The sequence below is a fragment of the Caballeronia sp. NCF2 genome, assembly GCF_023631205.1.
GTDB classification, from domain to species: domain Bacteria; phylum Pseudomonadota; class Gammaproteobacteria; order Burkholderiales; family Burkholderiaceae; genus Caballeronia; species Caballeronia zhejiangensis.
In genome coordinates this window covers 13,498-35,521 of the sequence record NZ_JALQDN010000029.1, presented here as the reverse complement: position 1 = coordinate 35,521, position 22,024 = coordinate 13,498, and the positions used below count along the sequence as shown (strand labels likewise).

Sequence of the window (22,024 nt, the reverse complement as noted above, 5' to 3'; positions counted from 1 at the left end):
GTGACAGAGAAGTCGATTAAGCGAAACATCGGTCCGTTGGCGCTGATGCTGACGGGCCTCGGATCCATCATCGGGTCGGGGTGGCTGTTCGGTGCGTGGAAGGCGTCGCAGATCGCCGGACCCGCCGCGATTTGCGCGTGGATCATCGGTGCGGTGGTCATTCTGGCGATTGCGCTGACCTACGCCGAACTGGGCGCAACCTTTCCCGAATCCGGCGGCATGGTGCGCTACGCGCGCTATTCGCACGGCGCGCTGGTCGGATTCATCAGCGCTTGGGCGAACTGGATCGCGATCGTGTCCGTCATTCCGATCGAAGCGGAAGCGTCCATCCAGTACATGAGCACCTGGCCGTACGAATGGGCGCACGAGCTGTTCGTCGGACATACGCTCACGACTACTGGCCTGCTGTTGTCGGCCGTGCTGGTCGTCATTTACTTCCTGCTGAACTACTGGGGCGTCAAGCTGTTCGCGCGCGCGAACTCGATCATCACGATCTTCAAGTTCCTGGTGCCGGGTTTGACGATCGGCGGCCTCGTCTTCTCGGGCTTCCATTCGGAGAACTTCGGCACGGCGTCGAATTTCGCGCCGTTCGGATGGTCCGCGGTTCTCACCGCCGTGGCGACGAGCGGGATCGTGTTCAGCTTCAACGGCTTTCAGAGCCCGGTGAACCTCGCGGGCGAGGCGCGCCATCCGGCGAAAAGCATCCCGTTCGCCGTGGTCGGTTCGATCCTGATCGCGCTCGTGATCTACGTGCTGCTTCAGATCGCGTACATCGGCGCGGTGAATCCGGCGGATGTGGCGAAGGGCTGGCAGCACTTCAACTTTGCATCGCCGTTCGCGGAACTGGCGATCGCGCTCAACCTGAATTGGCTCGCCATCCTCTTGTATGTCGATGCGTTCGTCAGTCCGAGCGGCACCGGCACGACCTATATGGCCACGACCACGCGCATGATCTACGCGATGGAGCGCAACAACACGATGCCGAAGATGTTCGGCAACGTGCATCCGTTTTACGGCGTGCCGCGTCAGGCGATGTGGTTCAACCTGTTCGTGTCGTTCGTGTTCCTGTTCTTCTTCCGCGGCTGGGGCACGCTCGCGGCGGTGATCTCGGTGGCGACGGTCATCTCGTATCTCACCGGCCCGGTCAGCCTGATGGCGTTGCGCCGCGCGGCGCCGGATCTGGATCGCCCGGTCAATATTCCGCTGATGGGCCTGGTCGCGCCGTTCGCATTCGTGTGCGCGTCGCTCGTGCTGTTCTGGGCGAAGTGGCCGCTGACCGGCGAGATCATTCTGCTGATGGTCGTCGCGTTGCCGGTGTACTTCTATTTTCAGAGCAAGGTCGGTTTCGCAGGCTGGGGCCGCGATCTGAAGGCTGCTTGGTGGCTCGTGGCCTATCTGCCGTCGATGGCGGTCATGTCGCTGATCGGCAGCAAGGACTTCGGCGGAAACGGATTGCTGCCGTACGGCTGGGACATGGCGGCGGTCGCCGTGCTCGCGCTGATCTTCTATTACTGGGGCGTGCACACGGGTTATCGCACGACCTATCTCGAAGAACGCGAAAGCACCGACGACATTCTTCACGAAGTCGGCGCGTAAGCGTTTCGCCTTCGCCGAACAAAGCCCGCCTGAGCGATCAGGCGGGCTTTTTTTCGATCAGTCGTCGGTGAAGACGTAGTTGGTCATCGCGAGCGCACGCTGGAATGTGCCGAGCGACTGGATGCCGAGCCGATAATCGTCCGCCGCCGCGCCGAGCGCGCTGAACACCGGCAGCAGATGCTCGTCGGTCGGATGCATCAGCGCGGCGTGCGGCGCGCGTGCATGATAGTCGAGCAGGGCGTCGATGTCGCGTTCGGCCATGCGGCTCTCGAACCAGTCGGTGAATTCGGCCACGCGCGGATCGGCGTCTTCGGGGCGAGCGCTGAAATCGGCCATGCGCAGATTGTGCGTGATCTGCCCGGAACCGACGATCATCACGCCGTCATCGCGCAACTCGCGCAGCGCCCGGCCGATGCGGAAATGGTGCGCGGCATCGAGATGCGGCTGAATCGATAGCTGCGTGACCGGCACCTCGGCGTCGGGGAACATCAGCAGCATCGGCACCCATGCGCCGTGATCGAGCCCGTGATTCGTCGTCGCGGCGGGAATGCCTTGCGCGCCGAGCAGCGCGGCGGCGCGCTTCGCCAGATCGGGCGCGCCGGGCGCCGGATAGCGCAGTTCGTAGAGCGCGCGCGGGAAGCCGTAGAAGTCGTGGATGGTTTCCGGGCGCTCGGCCGTGCTAGCGACCGGCTGCGCCGTGCCCCAATGCGCGGACAGCATCAAAATGGCGCGGGGGCGCGGCAGCGTCTGACCGAGCGATGCGAATTCGGCGGACGGCATCGACGGGTCGATCGGCAGCGTCGGCGCGCCGTGGGAAATGAAAACGGTGGGGAGTCGGCTCATGGCGGCAAATTCCTAAGCGGTATGCCGTCAATGTAGTACCGCTAGCTTCGTTTATAAACGGTCCGGCGGGCAACGAATTGTGTCGCCGGCGTTGTCAATCCGACGCTTCGCCGCGCAGCCCGCGCCACGCGGGTGCAACCGGTTGGGCAAAGCCGAACAGATCGATGACGCGCGCGACGGTGTGATCGACCATTTCGTCGATGCTCGCGGGCTTCTGATAGAACGCCGGCAACGGCGGAAAGATCACACCGCCCATTTCGGTGACGGCCGTCATATTCCGCAGATGCGCGAGGTTGAACGGCGTTTCGCGCACAAGCAGCACCAGACGGCGACGTTCTTTCAGCACGACATCGGCGGCGCGAGTGATGAGATTGTCGGAGAGACCGTGCGCGATGCTCGCGAGCGTTCGCATCGAACAGGGCGCGACCACCATGCCGTCGGTTGCGAACGAACCCGACGCAATGGTCGCGCCGACATCGCGCACGCTGTGGACGACATCGGCGAACGCGTGGACCGCGGCTTTATCGAGTTCGAGTTCGTGCTGGATATTGAGCCAGCCGGCGCTGGAAACGAGCAGATGCGTCTCGACGCCGGACAGCCGGCGCAGCGTCTCGAGCAGACGCACGCCGTAGATGGCGCCCGTTGCGCCCGTGATCGCGACGATGAGCCGTCGTTTCGCGGCAGCGGGCGCGCTCACTTGCTAAAGACTTAAGCGGCGGCGAAAAGCTGTTGCAGTTCGCCCGATTGATACATCTCCATCATGATGTCCGAGCCGCCGATGAACTCGCCCTTCACGTAGAGCTGCGGAATGGTCGGCCAGTTGGAGAATTCCTTGATGCCCTGGCGGATTTCGTCGTCTTCGAGGACGTTCACGGTCTTGATCTGATCGACGCCGCATGCCTTGAGCACTTGGATTGCGCGGCCGGAGAAGCCGCACATCGGGAATTGCGCCGTGCCCTTCATGAAAAGGACGACCGCGTTCTGATCGACGATTTGCTTGATGCGTTCTTGCGTATCCATGGCATTCCTGCGCTTGAGATTTCGGTGAGAGTTCTCGAAATGATAGCGGATTTCGATTGCACGAGCCGGGCCGTCAGGCCGCGAACCGGCCGCCCGAGCAACGTTCGATGCCCGCGAGATCGCGCATCGAGTGCACGTCGCTGAAACCGCGTGCGGTGAGCAGCGCGCGCACCGATTCCGCCTGGTCGTAGCCGTGCTCGATCCACAGCGCGCCGTCGTGCGCGAGAAGACGCGGCGCGTTATCGACGATCGTGCGGATCGCGGACAAACCGTCGGCGTCGTCGGTGAGCGCGCCGCGCGGCTCGAAGCGCAGGTCGCCTTGTTCGAGATGCGGATCGCCGCTCGCGATATACGGCGGATTGCTGACGATCGCCTCGAACCGCAACGACGGATCGATGTTCGCGGTCCAATCGCTTTCGACGAAGGTCACGTTACCGCTCTTCAGCAGGCGCGAAGCGTTGCCGCGCGCGACATCGAGCGCGGCGCGCGACCGGTCGACGGCCCACACGCGCGCATCGGGCCGCGCGTGGGCGATCGAAATCGCGATCGCGCCGGTTCCCGTGCCGAGATCGAGCACGCGCGGGTTCGACGCATCGGCGATGGCTTCGAGCGTGAGTTCCACGAGCAACTCGGTTTCCGGCCGCGGGATCAGCACGTCGGGCGTCACCTCGAATTCGAGGCCGAAGAATTCGCGCTTGCCGATCAACTGCGCGATCGGCTCGCCGTTCGAGCGCCGCGCCGCGAGCGCCTCGAAACGCGCGACCGCGTCTTGCGGCAGCGTCTCGCGATCGCGCGTGATGAGTTCCGTGCGCCGCCAGCCGAGTACGTGCATCAAGAGAATGCGCGCTTCGAGCGGCGGCAGCGCGCACGCGCGCAATAACGCGGCGGCGTCGCTCACTCCGTTTCCCCGAGCGCCGCGAGCTGCTCCGCCTGATGCTCGGACACGAGCGCGCCGATCAGTTCGTCGAGATCGCCGTCCATGATGTACTCGAGCTTGTAGAGCGTGAGGTTGATGCGGTGATCCGTCATGCGCCCTTGCGGGAAGTTGTACGTGCGAATGCGTTCCGAACGGTCGCCCGAGCCGATCAGACTCTTGCGCGTCGCCGCTTCCTTCGCGTGCTGCTCGTGATACTGCTTGTCCTTGATGCGCGCGGCCAGCACCTTCAGCGCGCGATCCTTGTTCTTGTGCTGCGAGCGGTCATCCTGACATTCGACGACGATGCCCGTCGGCAAGTGCGTGACGCGCACCGCCGAATCCGTCTTGTTGATGTGCTGCCCGCCCGCGCCTGACGCGCGGAACGTATCGATGCGCAAATCGGCCGGATTGATGACGACTTCGCTGATCTCATCGGCTTCCGGCATCACCGCGACCGTGCACGCGGACGTATGAATGCGGCCTTGCGTTTCCGTCGCCGGAACCCGCTGCACGCGATGCCCGCCCGATTCGAACTTGAGCCGCGAATACGCGCCCTGTCCGGCGAGCCGCACGATCACTTCCTTATAGCCGCCGAGATCCGAGACGCTTTCCGACATCGTCTCGGCCGTCCAGCGATTGCGTTCCGCATAACGCAGATACATGCGCAGCAGATCGCCCGCGAACAGCGCGGATTCGTCGCCGCCCGTGCCCGCGCGAATTTCGATGAAGATGTTGCGATCGTCGTTCGGATCTTTCGGCAGAAGCATCGTCTGCAGTTCGCCTTCGATCTTCGTCATGCGCTCGCGCGCCTCGCCGATTTCCTCTTCGGCGAAATCGCGCATCGACGGATCGGAAAGCAGTTCCTGCGCGGTCGCTTCGTCGGTCAAAGCCTGTCGCCACAGAGCGTATTGCTCGACGATCGGACTGATTTCCGCGTGCTCGCGCGTGAGTTTCCGGTACTGATCCATGTCGGAAGTCACGTCTTCGCGGCTCAACAGTTCGTTGAGATCGACCAGCCGCTTTGCAAGCTGGTCGAGCTTGCCTTGCATGCTCGTTTTCATCGGACGGAGATGACGCGGTGAGCGTCAGGAAGAACTGCGATCGGAAAGCCGCCGCGTAAATCGCGGACAGCCTTTGAGAATAGCAAAGAGAAGGCCGCTAACGTTCCGACGAATCGGACGACGAGCCGTGACGGTAGAAGCCGCTCATCAGGTCGATGAGCTGGTTGCGCTCCTCGCTGCTTGCTCGGTTGAGCGCGTGCGTCGGACCGTGAATCAGCTTGTTCGTGAGCGATTGCGAGAGCGCTTCGAGCACGGCGGCGGGGTCGTCGCCGCGCGCGAGCATCTTGCGCGCGCGTTCGAGTTCGGCGCGGCGCAGCGCGTCCGCCTGCGTGTGCATGTGGCGGATGACCGGCACGATGCTGCGCGCATCGAGCCATTGCATGAAATTCGCGACGCGCGTCTCGATGATCGATTCGGCCTGCGCGACCGCCGCCTGACGCGACGCGTTGCCCTCGCGCACGATCGCACCGAGATCGTCGACGGTGTAGAGGAACACGTCGTGCAAATTGCCGACTTCCGGCTCGATATCGCGCGGCACGGCGAGATCGACCATGAAGATCGGGCGATGCCGGCGCGCGCGCACTGCACGCTCGACCGCGCCGAGACCGATGATCGGCAGCGTCGACGCCGTGCACGACACGATGATGTCGAACTCGTGCATGCGCGACGGCAATTCGGAAAGCGGAATCGCGCGGCCGTTGAAGCGGCCGGCGAGCTTCTCGCCGCGCTCCGCCGTGCGGTTCGCGACGACCAGCTCACGCGGATTCTGCGCCGCGAAATGGGTGGCGCAGAGCTCGATCATTTCGCCCGCGCCGATGAACAGCACGCGCTGGCTGGAGATATTCTCGAAGATGCGCTGCGCGAGGCGCACGGCGGCGGCGGCCATCGAGACGGATTGCGCGCCGATTTCGGTCGTCGTGCGAACTTCCTTCGCGACTGCGAACGTGCGCTGGAACAACTGATTGAGATACGTGCCGAGCGCGCCGGCTTCGGACGCGGTGCGCACCGCGTCCTTCATTTGTCCGACGATTTGCGTCTCTCCGAGCACCATCGAGTCCAGCCCCGATGCGACGCGGAACGCGTGACGCACCGCTTCCGACTGCGGCAGCGCATAGACATGCGGCGCGAGCTCGGGAACGGGGATGTTGTGGTACTTCGAGAGCCACTGGATCGCAGCTTCGCGGGCGGCGGAGTCGTCGGTGGCGCAGTAGAGTTCTGTGCGATTGCAGGTCGAGAGAATCGCCGCTTCGGGCGACGCCTTCGCGAGCGGGCCAAGCCAAATGTCCTTCAGCGCGCCCAGCGCGGGCTTCAGCTGTTCGAGCGGAAACGCCACGCGTTCGCGCAGAGCGACAGGCGCAGTGTGGTGGTTGATTCCGATCGTGAGGAGCTGCATTTTTTTGGGCTGATGCTTTGGGCCTAAGCCGATGGCCTTTCAGATAGCCCAATATTATAGCCTTTTGCGTATTTCTTCATTTATAGGTGGCATTTGGGGCGCGACCGCGCCCGAAGTGCCGAAAACGCCCGCGCAGCCGGGCGTCGAGCGGTTTGCCGGAACCAGCGTGTGGCAGAAAGCCGCGCCGGTCAGCGGAAATACTTCGCAAGCTCGAGCGCTCGCGCCTCCAGTTCCTTGATCGGCATTTCATCGGTTCGGCGCGCCATTTGCCGGTTTCGCGCGCTATGTTCTTCCTCGCACATCGCGGCGCGTGACGCGGAGTCATGATTCAGATGAAACAGCGAGGAATCCGGTCCGGCAAGTGCATGCCAACGCAGACCGAGCCGCGCGCCGCGGATGAACAGGTCGTCGTCCTCGCCGCCCCAGCCCGTGAACTGCGGATCCACGCCGCCGATACGGATGAATTCCGGGCGTTTAAAAAGGTTGATTGCGCCCGGCGTGTTGGCGTAGAGCACATTGATATCGTCCGGTAAATCGCCTTCCATGAACGGAGCGAATTCGTCGAAGTTTCCCGATTCGATAAACGTTTGGCGTCGATCGCCTGAAACATTCAGCACGCGCGAGAAGGGGCAAAGCACGTCGCTGGCATCGCCGTCCATTAATGCGTCGACGGCCGATTTCATCATGCGTGGATTGGCGATCATATCGGCATCGTGCATGCAGATAATCGGGCTTTTTGCCATTAACGCACCGAGATTGACGAGCCTCGCTTTCGGAAACGGGCCGGTATCGTGCACGAATACGTGCCGGATGCGCGAATCGCCGATCTCGGTCCAACTGAACGTGGGCGCGGCGTCCGCTTCGATCAGCCAGATGTGAAAGTCCGAATAGGTGCGGACAAGGTGGCGCAGAACGCCACGCAGGTTATCGCGCCTTTCCTGACCGGAGCCGCGATACGTGACGATCATTTCGAGACCACGCAGGGAAAGTGGATTGGCTTCAGTCATAGGAAAATGCCGCCTTTTGAAAACGTCAATTCGTCGCGTGAAAATCAGTAACGCGATTAACGAAGTGGCGATAAATGTGAGGTTCGCTTTATAAATGGCAAGAATATATATAAAGCGCAAAGATGAAAGGATTTTATCATTCGACCGAGCGGCGGAGTTTCGGAAAACTCGCATAATCTTCTCAAAAAGAAGAAGCGCGCTTTTGGTTCCCTTCGATGCGATTTCGGTACGCGCATTCCGAGCCTTGCGCTCCCCATATCCGGCCCCTAAACTCAAGCGCTACGTCGCGCCGAGGATTGCCCGAAATCATGTACATCCACCGATCTGCTCCGCTTTGCAACGAATCGACACCGATGGAGCATCGCCGCTGATGGGCTGGATCGGACTGATTTTTCTCGGTGCGGTGATCGGCGCGGCGGGCTGGTGGCTGCATCCGCTGCGCCGTGCGGGACGCGTCGCGCGCGGTCCGGCGGGCTACGTCTGGACGGCCATCGCCGCTGGCATACTGGCGACGGTTGTTGCGCGCATGCTCGGCAATATCGTCGATGTATATCACGACGGCGACACGCTCGAATGGCTCGCGTGCGCGGTCTTCGCGCTCTTCGTCGTGACGACGACTGTCGGACTGGCGGCGCGCCGCTGATCTCGATTTTGTGACGCGGGCGGGTGATCCTTGCCGCGCGTCGTGCTCTTCGCGCCCTACGCGGGCTTTCAAGCAGGTGACTTCATGAACGATCGCATTGCAGATTCAGCCATTCCGGAACCCGCCATGTTCGCGAGCCGCATCGAGTCGTTGCGCGGCCAGATGGCGCGCGAAAAGCTCGCCGCCGTGCTGATTCCATCGGCGGATCCGCATCTTTCCGAATATCTGCCGGAACGCTGGCAAGGGCGTCAGTGGCTTTCGGGCTTCACCGGCTCGGTCGGCACGCTCGTGGTGACGGCGGACTTCGCGGGCGTCTGGGTCGACAGCCGCTACTGGACGCAAGCCGAGACGCAACTCGCCGGCACCGGCATCGTGCTCATGAAGATGATGGGCGGGCAGCAGACCGCGCCGCACGTCGACTGGCTCGCTGAAAACGTCGCATCGGGCGCGACGGTCGCCGTCGACGGCACCGTGCTCGGCGTCGCAGCGGCGCGTGCACTGTCCGATGCGCTGAGTGCGCGCGGCATCGTATTACGCACCGATGTCGATCTGCTCGATGCCGTGTGGCCCGCGCGCCCCGGCTTGCCGGAGGCGGCCGTCTACGAGCATGCGGCGCCGAATGCGAGCGTCGCTCGCGCGGACAAGCTCGCGCAAGTGCGCGACGCGATGCGTGCCAAAGGCGCGCAATGGCACTTCGTTTCCACACTCGACGATCTCGCGTGGATCTTCAATCTGCGCGGCGGCGACGTGAGCTACAACCCGGTTTTCGTCGCGCACGCGCTGATCGGTCTCGACGACGCGACGATTTTCGTCGCGGACGGCAAGATTCCGGGCGCGCTCGTCGAATCGCTGTCGCGCGACAACGTGCGCGTCGCGCCGTACGCGGCCGCATCGGAATCGCTCGCGTCGCTGCCCGCGGGCGCGACGCTCCTGATCGACCCGCGCCGAATCACGCACGGCTTGCTGGAGAAAGTGCCGTCGGCGGTGAAAATCGTCGAGGCGGTGAATCCGTCGACGTTCGCGAAGTCGCGCAAGACCGCGGCGGAAGCGGAGCAGATCCGCGCGACGATGGAGCAGGACGGCGCCGCGCTCGCCGAATTCTTCGCGTGGTTCGAGGAGGCGCTGGGATGCGAGCGCATTACGGAACTGACCATCGACGAGAAGCTGACTGCCGCGCGTGCGCGCCGCCCGGGTTTCGTCACGCTGAGCTTCGGCACGATCGCGGGCTTCAACGCGAACGGCGCGATGCCGCATTACCGCGCGACGGAAGCGTCGCATGCGGTCATCGAAGGCAACGGTCTGCTGCTGATCGATTCGGGCGGCCAATATCTGAGCGGCACCACGGACATCACGCGTGTCGTGCCGATCGGCGAGATCACGGCCGAGCACAAGCGCGATTTCACCGTCGTGCTGAAGGGTACGATGGCGCTTTCGCGCGCGCGTTTTCCGCGCGGCATCCGTTCGCCGATGCTCGATTCGATCGCGCGCGCGCCGATCTGGGAAGCGGGCGCGGACTACGGCCACGGCACGGGACACGGCGTCGGCTATTTCCTGAACGTGCACGAAGGCCCGCAAGTAATTTCGCACTACGCGCCCGCCGAACCGTGGACGGCGATGGAAGAGGGCATGATCACGTCGGTCGAGCCGGGCATTTATCGGCCGGGCAAGTGGGGCATCCGCATCGAGAATCTCGTGATGAACCAGGCGGCGGGCAAGACCGAATTCGGCGATTTCCTCGAATTTGAAACGCTGACGCTTTGTCCGATCGACGCGCGCTGCATCGATGTGTCGTTGCTGCGCGAAGACGAACGCGCGTGGCTCAACGCGTATCACGAAACCGTGCGGCGCCGCGTGTCGCCGCATGTGACGGGCAAGGCGCTGGCATGGCTCGAAGAGCGGACCAAGGCGATCTGACCCACGGAGCAGCGAGCAATGACCATCAAGGCAGTCGTATTCGATTTCGGCGGCGTGCTGATCGACTGGAATCGCGAATATCTCTACAAGCATCTGATTCCAGACGACACCGAGCGCCGCTGGTTCCTCGACAACGTCTGCAAGATGGAATGGGTCGTGCAACAGGACGGCGGGCAGACCATCGAGGACGGCACCGCCGAACTGATCGCCGTCTATCCCGAGCACGAAGCGCTGATCCGCGCGTTCTACGCACGCTGGCCGGAAATGGTGTCCGGCGTGCTGGAAGAGGGCGTGGCGCTCGTCGACCGGCTCGAAGCGGCGGGCGTGCCGCTCTTCGGCCTCACGAACTGGTCGGCGGAGACGTTTCCGTATGCGTGGGAACGCTTCGACGTCTTGCGGAAGTTTCGCGAGATCGTCGTGTCAGGGCGCGTGGGCCTCGTGAAGCCTGATCCGCAGATTTTCGGTTTGATGCGCGCGGAAATCGAACGGCATCTGCCGGGCGTTCAGCCGAACGAACTCGTGTTCATCGACGACAACCCGATGAACGCGCAAGCCGCGACGGCGCTCGGCTGGCACGGCGTTCACTACACCGGCGCGCTGGAAACCGAAACGAAGCTGCGCGCGCTGGATCTGCCGATCTGAAAGTAAAGCGAGAAGGCGACGCGCTATTGCCCGAGCAGGTTCTTCAGCGCGTTGCCGATTCCCCGAACCGTATCGCCCGCGCCGCGCGCGACGCCTTCAGCGCTGACGCCCAGCGCCTTCGCGAATCCCGCCGCGAGCTTCTTCGACAGACTCTCGCTCAGCGAAAATTTCGGATCGCGCAGATCGCCTTCGAGCGTGAAGTCGAGCTTGATCTGTTCCTTGCGGTCTTTGAGCGCGGCGATCGCGGCTTTCGTCGGAATCGAGAGAAAGGTGTCGAGCGCGTTGCCGGTATCGCTGATCTGCAGATGATTCAGCGTCAACGTGCCGGGCGCGTGAATGCGGTAATTCTTCACGGTTGCATCGATCGTCATGTCGATGGTGCCGCCTGTCACCGCCGCCTTTGCGCCGGCCTTCTTCAGCAGATACGGATCGAGCGTCGCGACATCGACGTTGCGCAGCGTCGCGCGCGTCTGCGAATCCTTGTTGGCGATGATCATCCAGCCGCCCCACGTGACGTTGCCCGTGTGCGACGGACCTTTGATGGAACCGGTCATCGAAAGCTCGGTGCGCTCGGTGAGCGCGGGCAGATGCAGATGATCGACAGTGGCGCGCGCATCGCCGATCAGCACGCGATACGGCGGGTTCGGCACGGAGCCGTCGAAGAACTCCATCGAGCCGCGCTCGAACGACACGCGGTCGATGATTTTTTCTTCTTGCGCGTGCTCCTGACGTTCCTTGCTGTCGGGCCGGGCGTCGGCTTCGCGCGCGGTTTCCTTGAGGCCGGGCAGGATGCGTACGCGGCCATCGGCGGAGCGGACGATCGACAGATAGTAGTTGTCGACGCTCACGCTGCGCAGATGAATCGGCCTCGAGATGAGCGATTGCATGTCGACGTCGAGCACGATGCGCTCCGCGCGCATCGCGTCGCCGGCTGGCCAGTCTTTCGGGCCGCGCAGCCGCACGCGCGAGAGCGTGACGTGCCCGAAGCCGACGTCGATCTCTTCCACCGAACCGTTCGGGCCGAGCGTCTCGAGGATCCGCTCTTTCATCTGATGGACGACGAAAAACCAGCCGCCGATCACCACGACGACGAGCGCCACGACGATTCCGATTGCCCAAAGCGCTCCCCGCCGCGCGCTCGATCCCGCCATCTGCGTGTGTCTCCGTGTCGGCTTACTGGAAAGCGTCGCTCGAAAAAGTAAGTGGCGACTGCGCCCTACACAGTCGCCACTTTTACGCCTGATGTCGGTGCGCGCGCCCGCATAGGCTATTTCGTCAGACGTTAGCGCGTGATCGGCTTGTAGCGCAGACGCTTGGGCTTCGCGGCTTCCTCGCCGAGACGCTTGCGCTTGTCGGCCTCGTATTCCTGATAGTTGCCGTCGAAGAATTCGACGTGCGAATCGCCCTCGAACGCGAGGATGTGCGTCGCGATGCGGTCGAGGAACCAGCGGTCGTGCGAAATCACCATCACGGAGCCGGCGAATTCGAGCAGCGCGTCTTCGAGCGCGCGCAGCGTTTCGACGTCGAGGTCGTTCGACGGTTCGTCGAGCAGCAGCACGTTGCCGCCCGCGATGAGCGTCTTCGCCAGATGCAGACGTCCGCGCTCGCCGCCGGACAGATTGCCGACGAGTTTCTGCTGATCGCTGCCCTTGAAGTTGAAGCGGCCGATATACGCGCGCGACGGCGTTTCGTATTTGCCGACCGTGAGGACGTCGGCGCCGCCGGAGATTTCCTCGAAGACGGTCTTGTCGGCGGCGAGCGCATCGCGGCTCTGATCGACGTACGCGAGCTTGACCGTCGGTCCCTTGACGATTTCGCCCGAATCCGGCTGCTCCTTGCCGGTCAGCATGCGGAAGAGCGTGGACTTACCCGCGCCGTTCGGCCCGATGATGCCGACGATCGCGCCCGCCGGAATCTTCATGTTCAGGTTGTCGATGAGCAGGCGGTCGCCATACGCCTTGCTGACGTTCTTGAACTCGATGACTTCATTGCCGAGGCGATCGCCGACCGGAATGAAGATTTCCTGCGTTTCGTTGCGCTTCTGGTATTCCTGGCTGTTGAGTTCCTCGAATCGCGCGATACGCGCCTTCGATTTCGCCTGACGTCCCTTCGGATTCTGCCGCACCCATTCGAGTTCTTTCTTGATCGCCTTCTGACGCGCGGATTCGCTCGCCTCTTCCTGCTTCAGGCGGTCTTCCTTCTGATCGAGCCAGCTCGAATAGTTGCCCTTCCACGGAATGCCGTGTCCGCGGTCGAGTTCGAGAATCCATTCGGCGGCGTTATCGAGGAAGTAGCGATCGTGCGTCACCGCGACGACGGTGCCCGGATAGCGCGTCAGAAACTGTTCGAGCCATTCGACGGATTCGGCGTCGAGGTGGTTGGTCGGTTCGTCGAGGAGCAGCATGTCGGGCTTTTGCAGCAGCAGCTTGCACAGCGCGACGCGACGCTTTTCGCCGCCCGACAGATGTTCGATTTTCGCGTCCCACGCGGGCAGGCGCAGCGCGTCGGCGGCGACTTCGAGTTGCTGCTCGGGGCTGCCGCCATCGCTCGTCGAGAGGATGGCTTCGTACTTCGCCTGTTCGGCGGCGAGCGCGTCGAAATCGGCGTCGGGTTCGGCGTAGGCGGCGTAGATTTCGTCGAGCTTCTTTTGCGCCAGGAAGACATCGCCGAGACCTTCTTCGACGGCTTCACGCACGGTCTGCTGCGGATCGAGCTGCGGCTCCTGCGGCAGATAGCCGATGTTCAGATTGGGCATCGGCGTGGCTTCGCCTTCGATGTCCTTGTCGACGCCCGCCATGATGCGGATGAGCGTCGATTTGCCGGAACCGTTCAGGCCGAGCAGACCGATTTTGGCGCCGGGGAAGAACGAAAGGGAGATGTCTTTCAGGATCTGACGCTTCGGCGGGACGATCTTGCCGACGCGGTTCATGGTGAAGACGTATTGGGCCATGTTGTCCTAGCTGGATGGATGAATGCGGGGCGCCCGGTTCGGCGCGCGAGGATGTTCGGTGGCGCGGATTCGCGCGTTCCCGCCGTGGCGTTTCGCGCAGGCGGGATTAGGTGGCATTGTACTTCGCGGTGGAGGCGGTCATTGCCAGGCGGCTACGCCCCCGTGCCGCGAGCATGTGCCGCTGTGATGCTGGCTGAAGCTGTAGGAGCCGTCGCGGCATTGCGCGGTCGCGCCCGCGGGGACAGCGCCGGAGCGCGTGCGCGCGGGCGAGTGGACGACGTTGCCGTCGCGGTTGACGTAATGACCGTGGTTGTCGAGATCGGACTCGTCGGGCTGCGGTTGATACTGGTACGGGTTGCCGCGATAGGCGAAGGCGTCGGACGTTGCGAGCAAGCTCGCCGCGATCAGCGTGAAAGCTGTGAATGCGCGCAGTGCGTGTCTCTGCATCTCGTGGTTATGTCTCGTTGTTTTTGTCGATCGCAGCGTTGCTGCGTTGTCTCGTCCGCGCAAGAAAAAAGCGGAGTGTCCATGAAAAGACACTCCGCTTCGCGAGGCAAGCAGCTTTGACGTTTCTTTACGTCGCGCGTCAGACGTTAAACAAGAAATTCATGACATCCCCGTCGTGCACGACATACTCCTTCCCTTCGGCGCGCATCTTCCCGGCTTCCTTCGCCCCTTGCTCGCCCTTATAAGCGATGTAGTCATCGAACGAGATGGTCTGCGCGCGAATGAACCCGCGCTCGAAATCCGTGTGAATGGCACCCGCCGCCTGGGGCGCCGTATCGCCGATATGAATCGTCCACGCGCGCACTTCCTTCACGCCCGCCGTGAAGTACGTCTGCAGGCCGAGCAGCTTGAAACCCGCGCGAATCACGCGATTCAAGCCCGGCTCGTCCATGCCCATGTCGGCGAGGAATTCGAGCTTGTCGGCATCGTCGAGATCGGCGATTTCCGCTTCGATCGCCGCGCACACCGCGACCACCGGCGCGTTTTCCGCTTCCGCATGCTTGCGCACCGCGTCGAGATGCGGGTTGTTCTCGAAGCCGTCGTCCTTCACGTTCGCGACGTACATCGTCGGCTTGGACGTGATCAGACAGAACGGCTTGATGAGCAGCAGTTCTTCTTCCGTCAGCGAAAGGCCGCGCACCGGCTTCGCCTGATCGAGCTGCGCGCGCACTTTTTCCAGCACGGCGACGAGCTTGATCGCTTCCTTGTCGTTGCCCGACTTCGCCGCCTTCGAATAGCGCGCCTGCGCTTTTTCGACCGTCGCCAGATCGGCGAGCGCGAGTTCAGTGTTGATGACTTCGATATCCGCGATCGGATCGATCTGGCCCGCGACGTGGATCACGTTCTCGTCCTCGAAGCAGCGCACGACGTGCGTGATCGCGTCGGTTTCGCGGATGTTCGCGAGGAACTGATTGCCGAGGCCTTCGCCTTTCGACGCACCGGCGACGAGCCCCGCGATATCGACGAATTCGACGACCGCCGGCAGGATGCGCTCGGGCTTCACGATTTCGGCGAGCGCGTTGAGGCGCGCGTCCGGCACTTCGACCACGCCGACGTTCGGCTCGATGGTGCAGAACGGATAGTTTTCGGCGGCAATGCCCGCCTTGGTCAACGCATTGAAAAGAGTGGACTTGCCGACATTAGGCAAGCCGACGATGCCGCATTGGAGGCTCATGGAATCCTTCGAACTGGTAAGACGGCGCGGGCCGCGCGGGTTTCGTCAAAAATGGTGCGCAATGAGCGGGCGAGAACCGCCCGCCACGCTACGGCCGCGTGCGGCGGCCAGGCAAACCGCTATTGTACCGCCGCACCGTCGCGGGCAAGCGCCGCCGCCGGCTCGCAAACCCGTTCGAACCCCACGGCTATAATGCCCGGATGACTCCGCATCCACTGAAATTTCACGCTATCGTCGTCGGCGGCGGGCTCGTCGGCAAGACGGCGGCGCTCGCGCTCGCGCAATCCGGGCTGCGCACCGCGCTCGTCGCGTCGCGCGCGGCTGGCCTGCCGCCGGGCGCGGCGTTCGATTCGCGCATCTACGCGCTGTCGTCGAGCTCGCAGGCGCTGCTGGAGCGTCTGCGCGTCTGGCAGGCGCTCGATCGTTCGCGGCTCGGTCCCGTCTTCGACATGCGCGTGTTCGGCGATGCCCACGCGGAATTGCACTTCTCGGCGTTTCAGGCGTCGGTGCCGCAGCTCGCGTGGATCGTGGAATCGTCGCTGATCGAGCAATCGCTCGATGCCGCGTTGCGCTTTTCGCCGAGTCTTTCGTGGTTCGAATCGCGCGCGCAGGGCATGACGGTCGAAACCGACGCCGCGCACATTGCACTCGCGAGCGGCGAAATGCTGGAGACGGATCTGATCGTCGGCGCGGACGGCGCGCATTCGTGGGTGCGCGCGCAAATGGGCGCGAAGATGAATCGGCGCGATTATCGGCAGACGGGCGTCGTCGCCAATTTCAAGGCCGAAAAGCCGCACGGCGAAACGGCGTACCAATGGTTCCGCGATACCGAAATCATCGCGCTCTTGCCGCTGCCGGGCGATCACGTTTCGCTCGTGTGGTCCGCGCGCACCGAACACGCCGACGAACTGCTCGCGCTCGATCCGGCGCAACTCGCCGCGCAAGTCGAAACGGCAACGCAAAACCAGCTCGGCACGCTCGATTGCGTGACGCCGGCGCAAGGCTTTCCGCTCGGGCTGCAAACCGTCGACAAACTCGTCGCGCCGCGTGTTGCGCTCGTCGGCGATGCCGCGCATCTGATTCATCCGCTCGCGGGGCAGGGCATGAACCTCGGCCTGCGCGACGTCGCCGCGCTCGCGGACGTCATCGCGAACAAGGAGTCGTTCCGCGATCTCGGCGATCCGATCCTCCTTCGCCGATACGAACGCGCGCGCCGTGAAGACATCCAGAAGCTCATGTTCGCGACCGACGGCCTGCAGCGGCTTTTCGCCGTGCCGGGTACGCTCGCGCGCGCGGTCCGCAACACCGGCATGGCGTTCGTCGGCGCGCAGCCGCTCATCAAGCGCTGGCTCGTCTCGGCGGCGCTCGGCTGAAACAATCTCACTTTCTCGGGCGCGATGCCGCACGACTCACAGGAAACCGCATGAAAACCACCCTCAGACTGGCCCTGGCGACGGCCGCGGCGCTCGCCGTGACGCTCGGCGTCGGCTGTTCGGCGCAGGCCGATCAGACCACCGACAAGCTCAAGTCGGCGCTCGAATCGCGCATGGGCGACGCGACCATCAAGAGCATCGAAAAGACGCCGATTCCCGGTCTCTACGAGGTGAATCTCGGCTCGCAGATCGTGTATAGCGACGCGAGCGGCAATTACGTGCTGATCGGCGATCTCGTCGATACACGGAACAGCAAGAACCTGACCGAGGCGCGGCTTGCCGAAACCAACAAGATCGACTTCGCGAAGCTGCCGTTCGAGAACGCGGTGAAGGTCGTGAAGGGCAACGGCAGCCGCAAGATCGCGGTCTTTTCCGATCCGAACTGCCCGTACTGCAAGCAACTCGAATCGACGCTGAAGTCGATCGACAACGTGACGGTCTACACCTTCCTGTATCCGGTGCTCTCGCCCGATTCGACGGCCAAGTCGAAGTCGATCTGGTGCGCGCAGGATCGCGGTGTGTCGTGGGAAAGCTGGATGCTCGATCACAAGGCGCCGACCGCGTCGGCATCGTGCGATACGACCGCCATCGACAAGAATCTAAAGCTCGGCCGCGCGATGAACGTCACCGGCACGCCGACCGTATTCCTCGCCGATGGCCGGCGTCTGCCAGGCGCCGTGCCCGCCGACCGGCTCGAAAAGGAACTGTCCGCCGTGCGCTGAGCGCGGTCCGAAACGAAGAAGGGAGGCGCGTCATGCGCCTCCTGTGTTTTTACGGCCTTGCTTTTCCGAAAGCGCAGCGTAAACAAGCAAGGCGCCGGGCGCGGTTCGTTCAAGATCGACGCGCCCAGAACAAGAACAAAGGACATCGAGATGACTACGCTTTTGCAAACGGTGCAGCCCGTCCGCTACCGCATCGTTCCGAAAAATCCCGCCGCGCATCTCTTCGAAGTGACGCTGACCGTAGCCGTTCCCGATCCGGCCGGCCAGCGCTTCATGCTGCCGGTCTGGATTCCGGGCAGCTACATGATCCGCGAATTCGCACGCAACATCGTGACGCTGCAGGCGTTCAACGCGGCGGGCCGCAAGATCGCCATCGAAAAGATCGACAAGCACGCGTGGCAAGCCGCGCCGACCGACGGCCCGATCACGCTGCGCTACGAGGTCTACGCGTGGGACATGTCGGTGCGCGCCGCGCATCTCGACGACACCGTCGGCTTCTTCAACGGCACGAGCACGTTCCTCGCGGTGGAAGGGCAGTCGGGCGCGCCGTGCGTCGTCGATATCGAACCGCCGCAGGGCGGCGCGTATCGCAACTGGCGCGTCGCGACGGCGCTTTCAGAAGCGCGCGGCACGAAGCGCTACGGTTTCGGCGGCTATGAAGCGGCGAATTACGACGAACTCGTCGACCATCCGGTCACGCTCGGCGAATTTGCGCTCGGCAGTTTCAGCGCGCACGGCGTGAAGCACGACATCGTGATTTCGGGGCGCGTCGTCAATCTCGATATGAACCGGCTCGCCGCCGACCTGAAGCGCGTCTGCGAAGCGCAGATCGCGCTCTTTGAGCCGCGCACGAAGAAAGCGCCGATGGATCGCTACGTGTTCATGACCGTCGCCGTCAGCGATGGTTACGGCGGGCTGGAGCATCGCGCATCGACGGCGCTCATCTGCAATCGCACGGATCTGCCGGTGCAGGGCCGCCCGGAAACGACCGAGGGTTATCGCACGTATCTCGGCCTGTGCAGCCACGAGTATTTCCATACGTGGAACGTGAAGCGGATCAAGCCGGCGACGTTCGCGCCGTACGATCTGTCGCAGGAAAATTACACGACGCTCTTGTGGCTCTTCGAAGGCTTCACGTCGTACTACGACGATCTGATGCTCGTGCGCAGCGGCCTGATTTCCGCCGGCGATTATTTCAGTCTGCTCGGCAAGACGATCGGCGGCGTGCTGCGCGGCTCCGGGCGGTTCAAGCAATCGGTCGCGCAAAGCTCGTTCGACGCCTGGGTGAAGTACTACCGCGCCGACGAAAACGCGTCGAACGCGATCGTCAGCTATTACCAGAAAGGCTCGCTCGTCGCGCTGGCGTTCGATCTGTCGATTCGCGCGCAGACCGACAACCGCAAGTCGCTCGACGACGTGATGCGTCTGCTTTGGCAGCGCTACGGTCGCGAGTTTTACAACGGCAAGGGGCGCGGCATTGCGGAGGAAGACGTCGAGGCGCTTTTCGCCGAAGCGACCGGCGCTGACCTGCGCTCGCTGTTCCGCGACGGCGTGCGCGGCACGCGCGATTTGCCGCTCGATGCGCTTTTCGAGCCGTTCGGCATCGCGCTCGCCCCCGATCTCCCGGGCAACGGCGCGGCGGTCAAGCCGTCGCTCGGCGCGCGCGTGCGTGGCGGCGCGGATTGCACGCTGGCCGTCGTCCACGAAGGCAGCGCGGCGCAGAAGGCGGGATTGTCGGCGGGCGATGTGCTCGTCGCGATCGACGGACTGCGCGTCAACGGCTCGAATCTCGATGCGCTGCTGTCGCGTTATCTGCCGGGCGCGAAAGTGGAGGTGCACGCGTTCCGTCGCGACGAGTTGCGCCGCACCGAGGTCAAGCTGGACGGACCGGAAGTCGCGCGTTACGTGCTGACGGCCATCGACGGTCGGGGTCCGTCGAAACAATGGCGCGAGCGCTGGCTGAAAGGCTGATTGCCGGAATATGTGGCGGATTGTTCTATCGGTGCAACGATCCGTCACGATCTGACGGCTTTTTCCCGAAGGTCGAAATGAGAAGAATGCTTCCTAACGGGACGCCGAGTGCGCCCGAACCTCTCAGAGACAGGAAGCCATCATGACGACGATTCTCCAGATCAACTCCGCCGCCCGTTCGCAAGGCGCTCAATCGACGCTGCTCGCCGACGAACTGACCGCGAAACTGCAACAAAGCAATCCGGGCGCGAAGGTGGTCGTGCGCAATCTGCTGGGCGACGCGCTGCCGCATCTCGACGACGCCACGCTCGGCGCGTTCTTCACGCCCGCCGATCAGCGCACTGCGGAGCAAGCCGCGATCAACGCGAAGAGCGAAGCGCTGATCGCCGAGCTGCAAGCCGCGGATATCGTCGTAATCGCAGCGCCGCTGTACAACTTCGGCATCTCGTCGCAACTGAAGACGTATTTCGACTGGATCGCGCGTGCGGGCATCACGTTCAGCTACACCGCGAATGGTCCGGAAGGTCTCGTGAAGGGCAAGAAGGTGTACGTGGTGTCGGCGCGCGGCGGCAAGTACGCAGGCACGCCGAACGATTCGCAGACGCCGTTCCTCAAGACGTTCCTCGGCTTCCTCGGCATGACGGACGTGAACTTCATCTACGCCGAAGGCCTGAACATGGGACCGGAAGCGGCTGGCGCGGCACTCGCGTCGGCGCGTGAGGCGATCGCAGCGGTTTAAGCGCTTTCGTATCGAAGAAAAACCCCGCGTGGCGGTCCGCGTGGCGGGGTTTTTTGCGTTTCAGGCGAGCAATTCGGGCTCGGCGGGCAGACGCCAGTCGATCGGCGCGCGTCCGTGCTTCGTCAGATATTCGTTCGCGAGCGCGAAGTGCCCGCAGCCGAAGAATCCGCGATACGCCGACAACGGCGACGGATGCGCCGCCTCCAGCACGCAATGCGCCTTCTGCGTGTCGTCGATCAGCTTGCGCTTCGCCTGCGCGTGTGCGCCCCACAGCATGAACACGAGGCCATCGTGACGCTGCGCCATTTCGTGGATCAGCGTGTCGGTGCATTGTTCCCAGCCGCGTTTCGCGTGGCTTCCGGCTTTATCGCGCTCGACCGTCAGCGACGTGTTCAGCAGCAGCACGCCTTGTTTGGCCCACGAATCGAGGCAACCGTGCGCGGGCGCGGGAAATCCGAGACTCGCGTGAATCTCCTTGAAGATGTTGCGCAAGGACGGCGGCGGGCGCACGGGTGCGGGCACCGAAAACGCGAGGCCGTGCGCTTGCGGCGCGCCTTTGTCCTCGCCGTGATACGGGTCTTGTCCGAGGATGACGACCTTCACGTCGGCAGGACTCGTGAGGCGCAGCGCGCGGAAGACATCGGCGGGATAGACGGTCTTGCCAGCGGCGCGCTCGGCATCGACGAACGCGCACAACGCCGCGTAATGCTTGCTGTCGATGAACGGCTTCAGATGGCGGCGCCAGTCGGCGGGCAGCGCGTCGAACTGACTTTCGAGCGTCGTGGAGTTCGACGACGCGTTCGCGGCTTCGTTATCCGCGAAAAGGGAAGGCTGCTGATTCATGCGTTGCGGTTCTTGCCTTCGGGCGGCTCGCGCAGCAGATAGCCGCGCTGCGCCTTGCTGAGGTCTTCGGGAACGATCTCGGGAAACGCGCCGCGCAATTCCGCCGCGAGCATCGAAAGCGCGCTTTCCTCGCCGGATTTCAGTTCCAGCTCCAGCTCGCTGATATCCGCGCGACGCGTCGTGCCGTCGACGTCCGCCGTGATTTCGCCGCGATCCAGCGCGACTTCGATATGCGAACCCTCGCGCTCGATGTCCCAGACGATGCGCCTGAAATTGGTCTTGAACAGCGCGATCAGGTCCGGCGCGGCGCGTTCCAGCGCTTCGCGCGCGGCGTCGTTGTCGCAGGCGGCGATGAGCGCATCGATTTCGAGCGCTTCGCCTTGCACCGGCAACTCCCACTCGTGCCGGTTGCTCAGGCCAGCCACCGATTTGCCGAGCGTCTTGAACGTCTGCAGCCATTGCTCCGGCGTGCGGCGCAGGCGCAGCGCGGATTTCGCCTTCGCGAGCGCGCAGTCCGGCGTGTCGAAGTAGACGTTGGCAAGCTCGATCGGCTTGCCCGCGCCGGTGCGTTCGTCGAAGAAGCGCGCTACGTCGTCGTGTTGCGACGGCGCGAGCGCGAGTTTCAATTCCCGTTCGATGCCCATGCGGTT

Annotated in this window: 21 protein-coding genes; 8 read left to right on the top strand and 13 right to left on the bottom strand. The window is 63.4% G+C overall.

The genetic code is table 11. The annotated features are described in order from the left end of the window. The first annotated feature begins 45 nt into the window (after nucleotides 1–45). On the top strand, nucleotides 46–1,596 hold the full coding sequence (locus NCS02_RS12500; RefSeq protein WP_075583595.1) for an APC family permease: 1,551 nt from the start codon (nucleotides 46–48) through the stop codon (nucleotides 1,594–1,596). A gap of 57 nt (nucleotides 1,597–1,653) precedes the next feature. Here NCS02_RS12500 and NCS02_RS12495 read toward each other — a convergent pair whose 3' ends face one another. The 7 genes from NCS02_RS12495 to NCS02_RS12465 all read right to left on the bottom strand — a co-directional run bounded on the left by NCS02_RS12495 (nucleotide 1,654) and on the right by NCS02_RS12465 (nucleotide 7,836). Continuing rightward, nucleotides 1,654–2,439, bottom strand: a complete 786-nt coding sequence (locus tag NCS02_RS12495; RefSeq protein ID WP_034473915.1) for a DODA-type extradiol aromatic ring-opening family dioxygenase — start codon at nucleotides 2,437–2,439, stop codon at nucleotides 1,654–1,656. Between the two features lie 94 nt (nucleotides 2,440–2,533). Beyond that, nucleotides 2,534–3,136, bottom strand: coding sequence for a UbiX family flavin prenyltransferase (locus NCS02_RS12490; protein ID WP_034473917.1), 603 nt, complete (start codon nucleotides 3,134–3,136; stop codon nucleotides 2,534–2,536). An 11-nt stretch (nucleotides 3,137–3,147) separates the two neighbouring features. Beyond that, on the bottom strand, nucleotides 3,148–3,459 hold the full coding sequence (gene grxD, locus NCS02_RS12485; RefSeq protein WP_034473919.1) for a Grx4 family monothiol glutaredoxin: 312 nt from the start codon (nucleotides 3,457–3,459) through the stop codon (nucleotides 3,148–3,150). A gap of 73 nt (nucleotides 3,460–3,532) precedes the next feature. Further along, entirely contained in the window at nucleotides 3,533–4,357 is an 825-nt protein-coding gene (prmC, locus tag NCS02_RS12480; RefSeq protein WP_034473920.1) for a peptide chain release factor N(5)-glutamine methyltransferase, read from the bottom strand. Next, the gene (gene prfA, locus NCS02_RS12475) at nucleotides 4,354–5,436 is read right to left on the bottom strand and encodes a peptide chain release factor 1 (protein ID WP_034473922.1); all 1,083 of its coding nucleotides are present in this window, start codon (nucleotides 5,434–5,436) and stop codon (nucleotides 4,354–4,356) included. The genes prmC and prfA overlap by 4 nt, the downstream gene beginning before the upstream one ends. A gap of 97 nt (nucleotides 5,437–5,533) precedes the next feature. Then, entirely contained in the window at nucleotides 5,534–6,829 is a 1,296-nt protein-coding gene (gene hemA, locus NCS02_RS12470) for a glutamyl-tRNA reductase (RefSeq protein WP_008344394.1), read from the bottom strand. A gap of 188 nt (nucleotides 6,830–7,017) precedes the next feature. Beyond that, nucleotides 7,018–7,836 (bottom strand): glycosyltransferase family 2 protein, encoded by an 819-nt coding sequence (locus NCS02_RS12465; protein ID WP_034473924.1) that lies wholly within the window; start codon nucleotides 7,834–7,836, stop codon nucleotides 7,018–7,020. 370 nt (nucleotides 7,837–8,206) lie between these two features. Here NCS02_RS12465 and NCS02_RS12460 point away from each other — a divergent pair, with 370 nt between their 5' ends. The 3 genes from NCS02_RS12460 to NCS02_RS12450 all read left to right on the top strand — a co-directional run bounded on the left by NCS02_RS12460 (nucleotide 8,207) and on the right by NCS02_RS12450 (nucleotide 11,035). Beyond that, on the top strand, nucleotides 8,207–8,479 hold the full coding sequence (locus NCS02_RS12460) for a hypothetical protein (RefSeq protein ID WP_034473925.1): 273 nt from the start codon (nucleotides 8,207–8,209) through the stop codon (nucleotides 8,477–8,479). Nucleotides 8,480–8,605: 126 nt separating this feature from the next. Beyond that, nucleotides 8,606–10,393, top strand: coding sequence for an aminopeptidase P family protein (locus tag NCS02_RS12455; protein ID WP_420912059.1), 1,788 nt, complete (start codon nucleotides 8,606–8,608; stop codon nucleotides 10,391–10,393). An 18-nt stretch (nucleotides 10,394–10,411) separates the two neighbouring features. Next, nucleotides 10,412–11,035, top strand: a complete 624-nt coding sequence (locus NCS02_RS12450) for an HAD family hydrolase (protein WP_250523160.1) — start codon at nucleotides 10,412–10,414, stop codon at nucleotides 11,033–11,035. Between the two features lie 23 nt (nucleotides 11,036–11,058). On the opposite strand, the gene NCS02_RS12445 is transcribed toward NCS02_RS12450, so the two are convergent. The 4 genes from NCS02_RS12445 to ychF form a co-directional block, all read right to left on the bottom strand. After that, nucleotides 11,059–12,186, bottom strand: coding sequence for a DUF748 domain-containing protein (locus NCS02_RS12445; RefSeq protein WP_034473928.1), 1,128 nt, complete (start codon nucleotides 12,184–12,186; stop codon nucleotides 11,059–11,061). A 131-nt stretch (nucleotides 12,187–12,317) separates the two neighbouring features. Beyond that, a complete protein-coding gene (gene ettA, locus NCS02_RS12440; RefSeq protein ID WP_008344405.1) occupies nucleotides 12,318–13,985 on the bottom strand; it encodes an energy-dependent translational throttle protein EttA in 1,668 nt (555 codons plus the stop codon). 138 nt (nucleotides 13,986–14,123) lie between these two features. Next, the gene (locus tag NCS02_RS12435) at nucleotides 14,124–14,432 is read right to left on the bottom strand and encodes a DUF3761 domain-containing protein (protein WP_008344406.1); all 309 of its coding nucleotides are present in this window, start codon (nucleotides 14,430–14,432) and stop codon (nucleotides 14,124–14,126) included. 139 nt (nucleotides 14,433–14,571) lie between these two features. Continuing rightward, nucleotides 14,572–15,666, bottom strand: coding sequence for a redox-regulated ATPase YchF (gene ychF / locus NCS02_RS12430; protein ID WP_008344409.1), 1,095 nt, complete (start codon nucleotides 15,664–15,666; stop codon nucleotides 14,572–14,574). 200 nt (nucleotides 15,667–15,866) lie between these two features. Between ychF and NCS02_RS12425 the strand changes: the two genes are divergently transcribed. The 4 genes from NCS02_RS12425 to NCS02_RS12410 all read left to right on the top strand — a co-directional run bounded on the left by NCS02_RS12425 (nucleotide 15,867) and on the right by NCS02_RS12410 (nucleotide 20,531). Then, nucleotides 15,867–17,039 (top strand): UbiH/UbiF family hydroxylase, encoded by a 1,173-nt coding sequence (locus NCS02_RS12425; protein WP_239295457.1) that lies wholly within the window; start codon nucleotides 15,867–15,869, stop codon nucleotides 17,037–17,039. A gap of 50 nt (nucleotides 17,040–17,089) precedes the next feature. Continuing rightward, nucleotides 17,090–17,821 carry a DsbC family protein gene (locus tag NCS02_RS12420; protein WP_034473936.1) on the top strand — a complete coding sequence of 244 codons (732 nt, stop codon included), beginning with the start codon at nucleotides 17,090–17,092 and terminating at the stop codon, nucleotides 17,819–17,821. Between the two features lie 171 nt (nucleotides 17,822–17,992). Next, on the top strand, nucleotides 17,993–19,792 hold the full coding sequence (locus tag NCS02_RS12415; RefSeq protein WP_239295467.1) for a M61 family metallopeptidase: 1,800 nt from the start codon (nucleotides 17,993–17,995) through the stop codon (nucleotides 19,790–19,792). Between the two features lie 142 nt (nucleotides 19,793–19,934). Next, complete coding sequence (locus NCS02_RS12410) at nucleotides 19,935–20,531, top strand: FMN-dependent NADH-azoreductase (protein ID WP_008344416.1); 597 nt, start codon at nucleotides 19,935–19,937, stop codon at nucleotides 20,529–20,531. Between the two features lie 60 nt (nucleotides 20,532–20,591). Here NCS02_RS12410 and NCS02_RS12405 read toward each other — a convergent pair whose 3' ends face one another. Then, a complete protein-coding gene (locus NCS02_RS12405) occupies nucleotides 20,592–21,374 on the bottom strand; it encodes a uracil-DNA glycosylase (protein ID WP_008344418.1) in 783 nt (260 codons plus the stop codon). Beyond that, nucleotides 21,371–22,018 (bottom strand): CYTH domain-containing protein, encoded by a 648-nt coding sequence (locus NCS02_RS12400; protein ID WP_008344419.1) that lies wholly within the window; start codon nucleotides 22,016–22,018, stop codon nucleotides 21,371–21,373. Before NCS02_RS12400 ends, NCS02_RS12405 begins: the two co-directional genes overlap by 4 nt. Nucleotides 22,019–22,024: the final 6 nt, after the last annotated feature.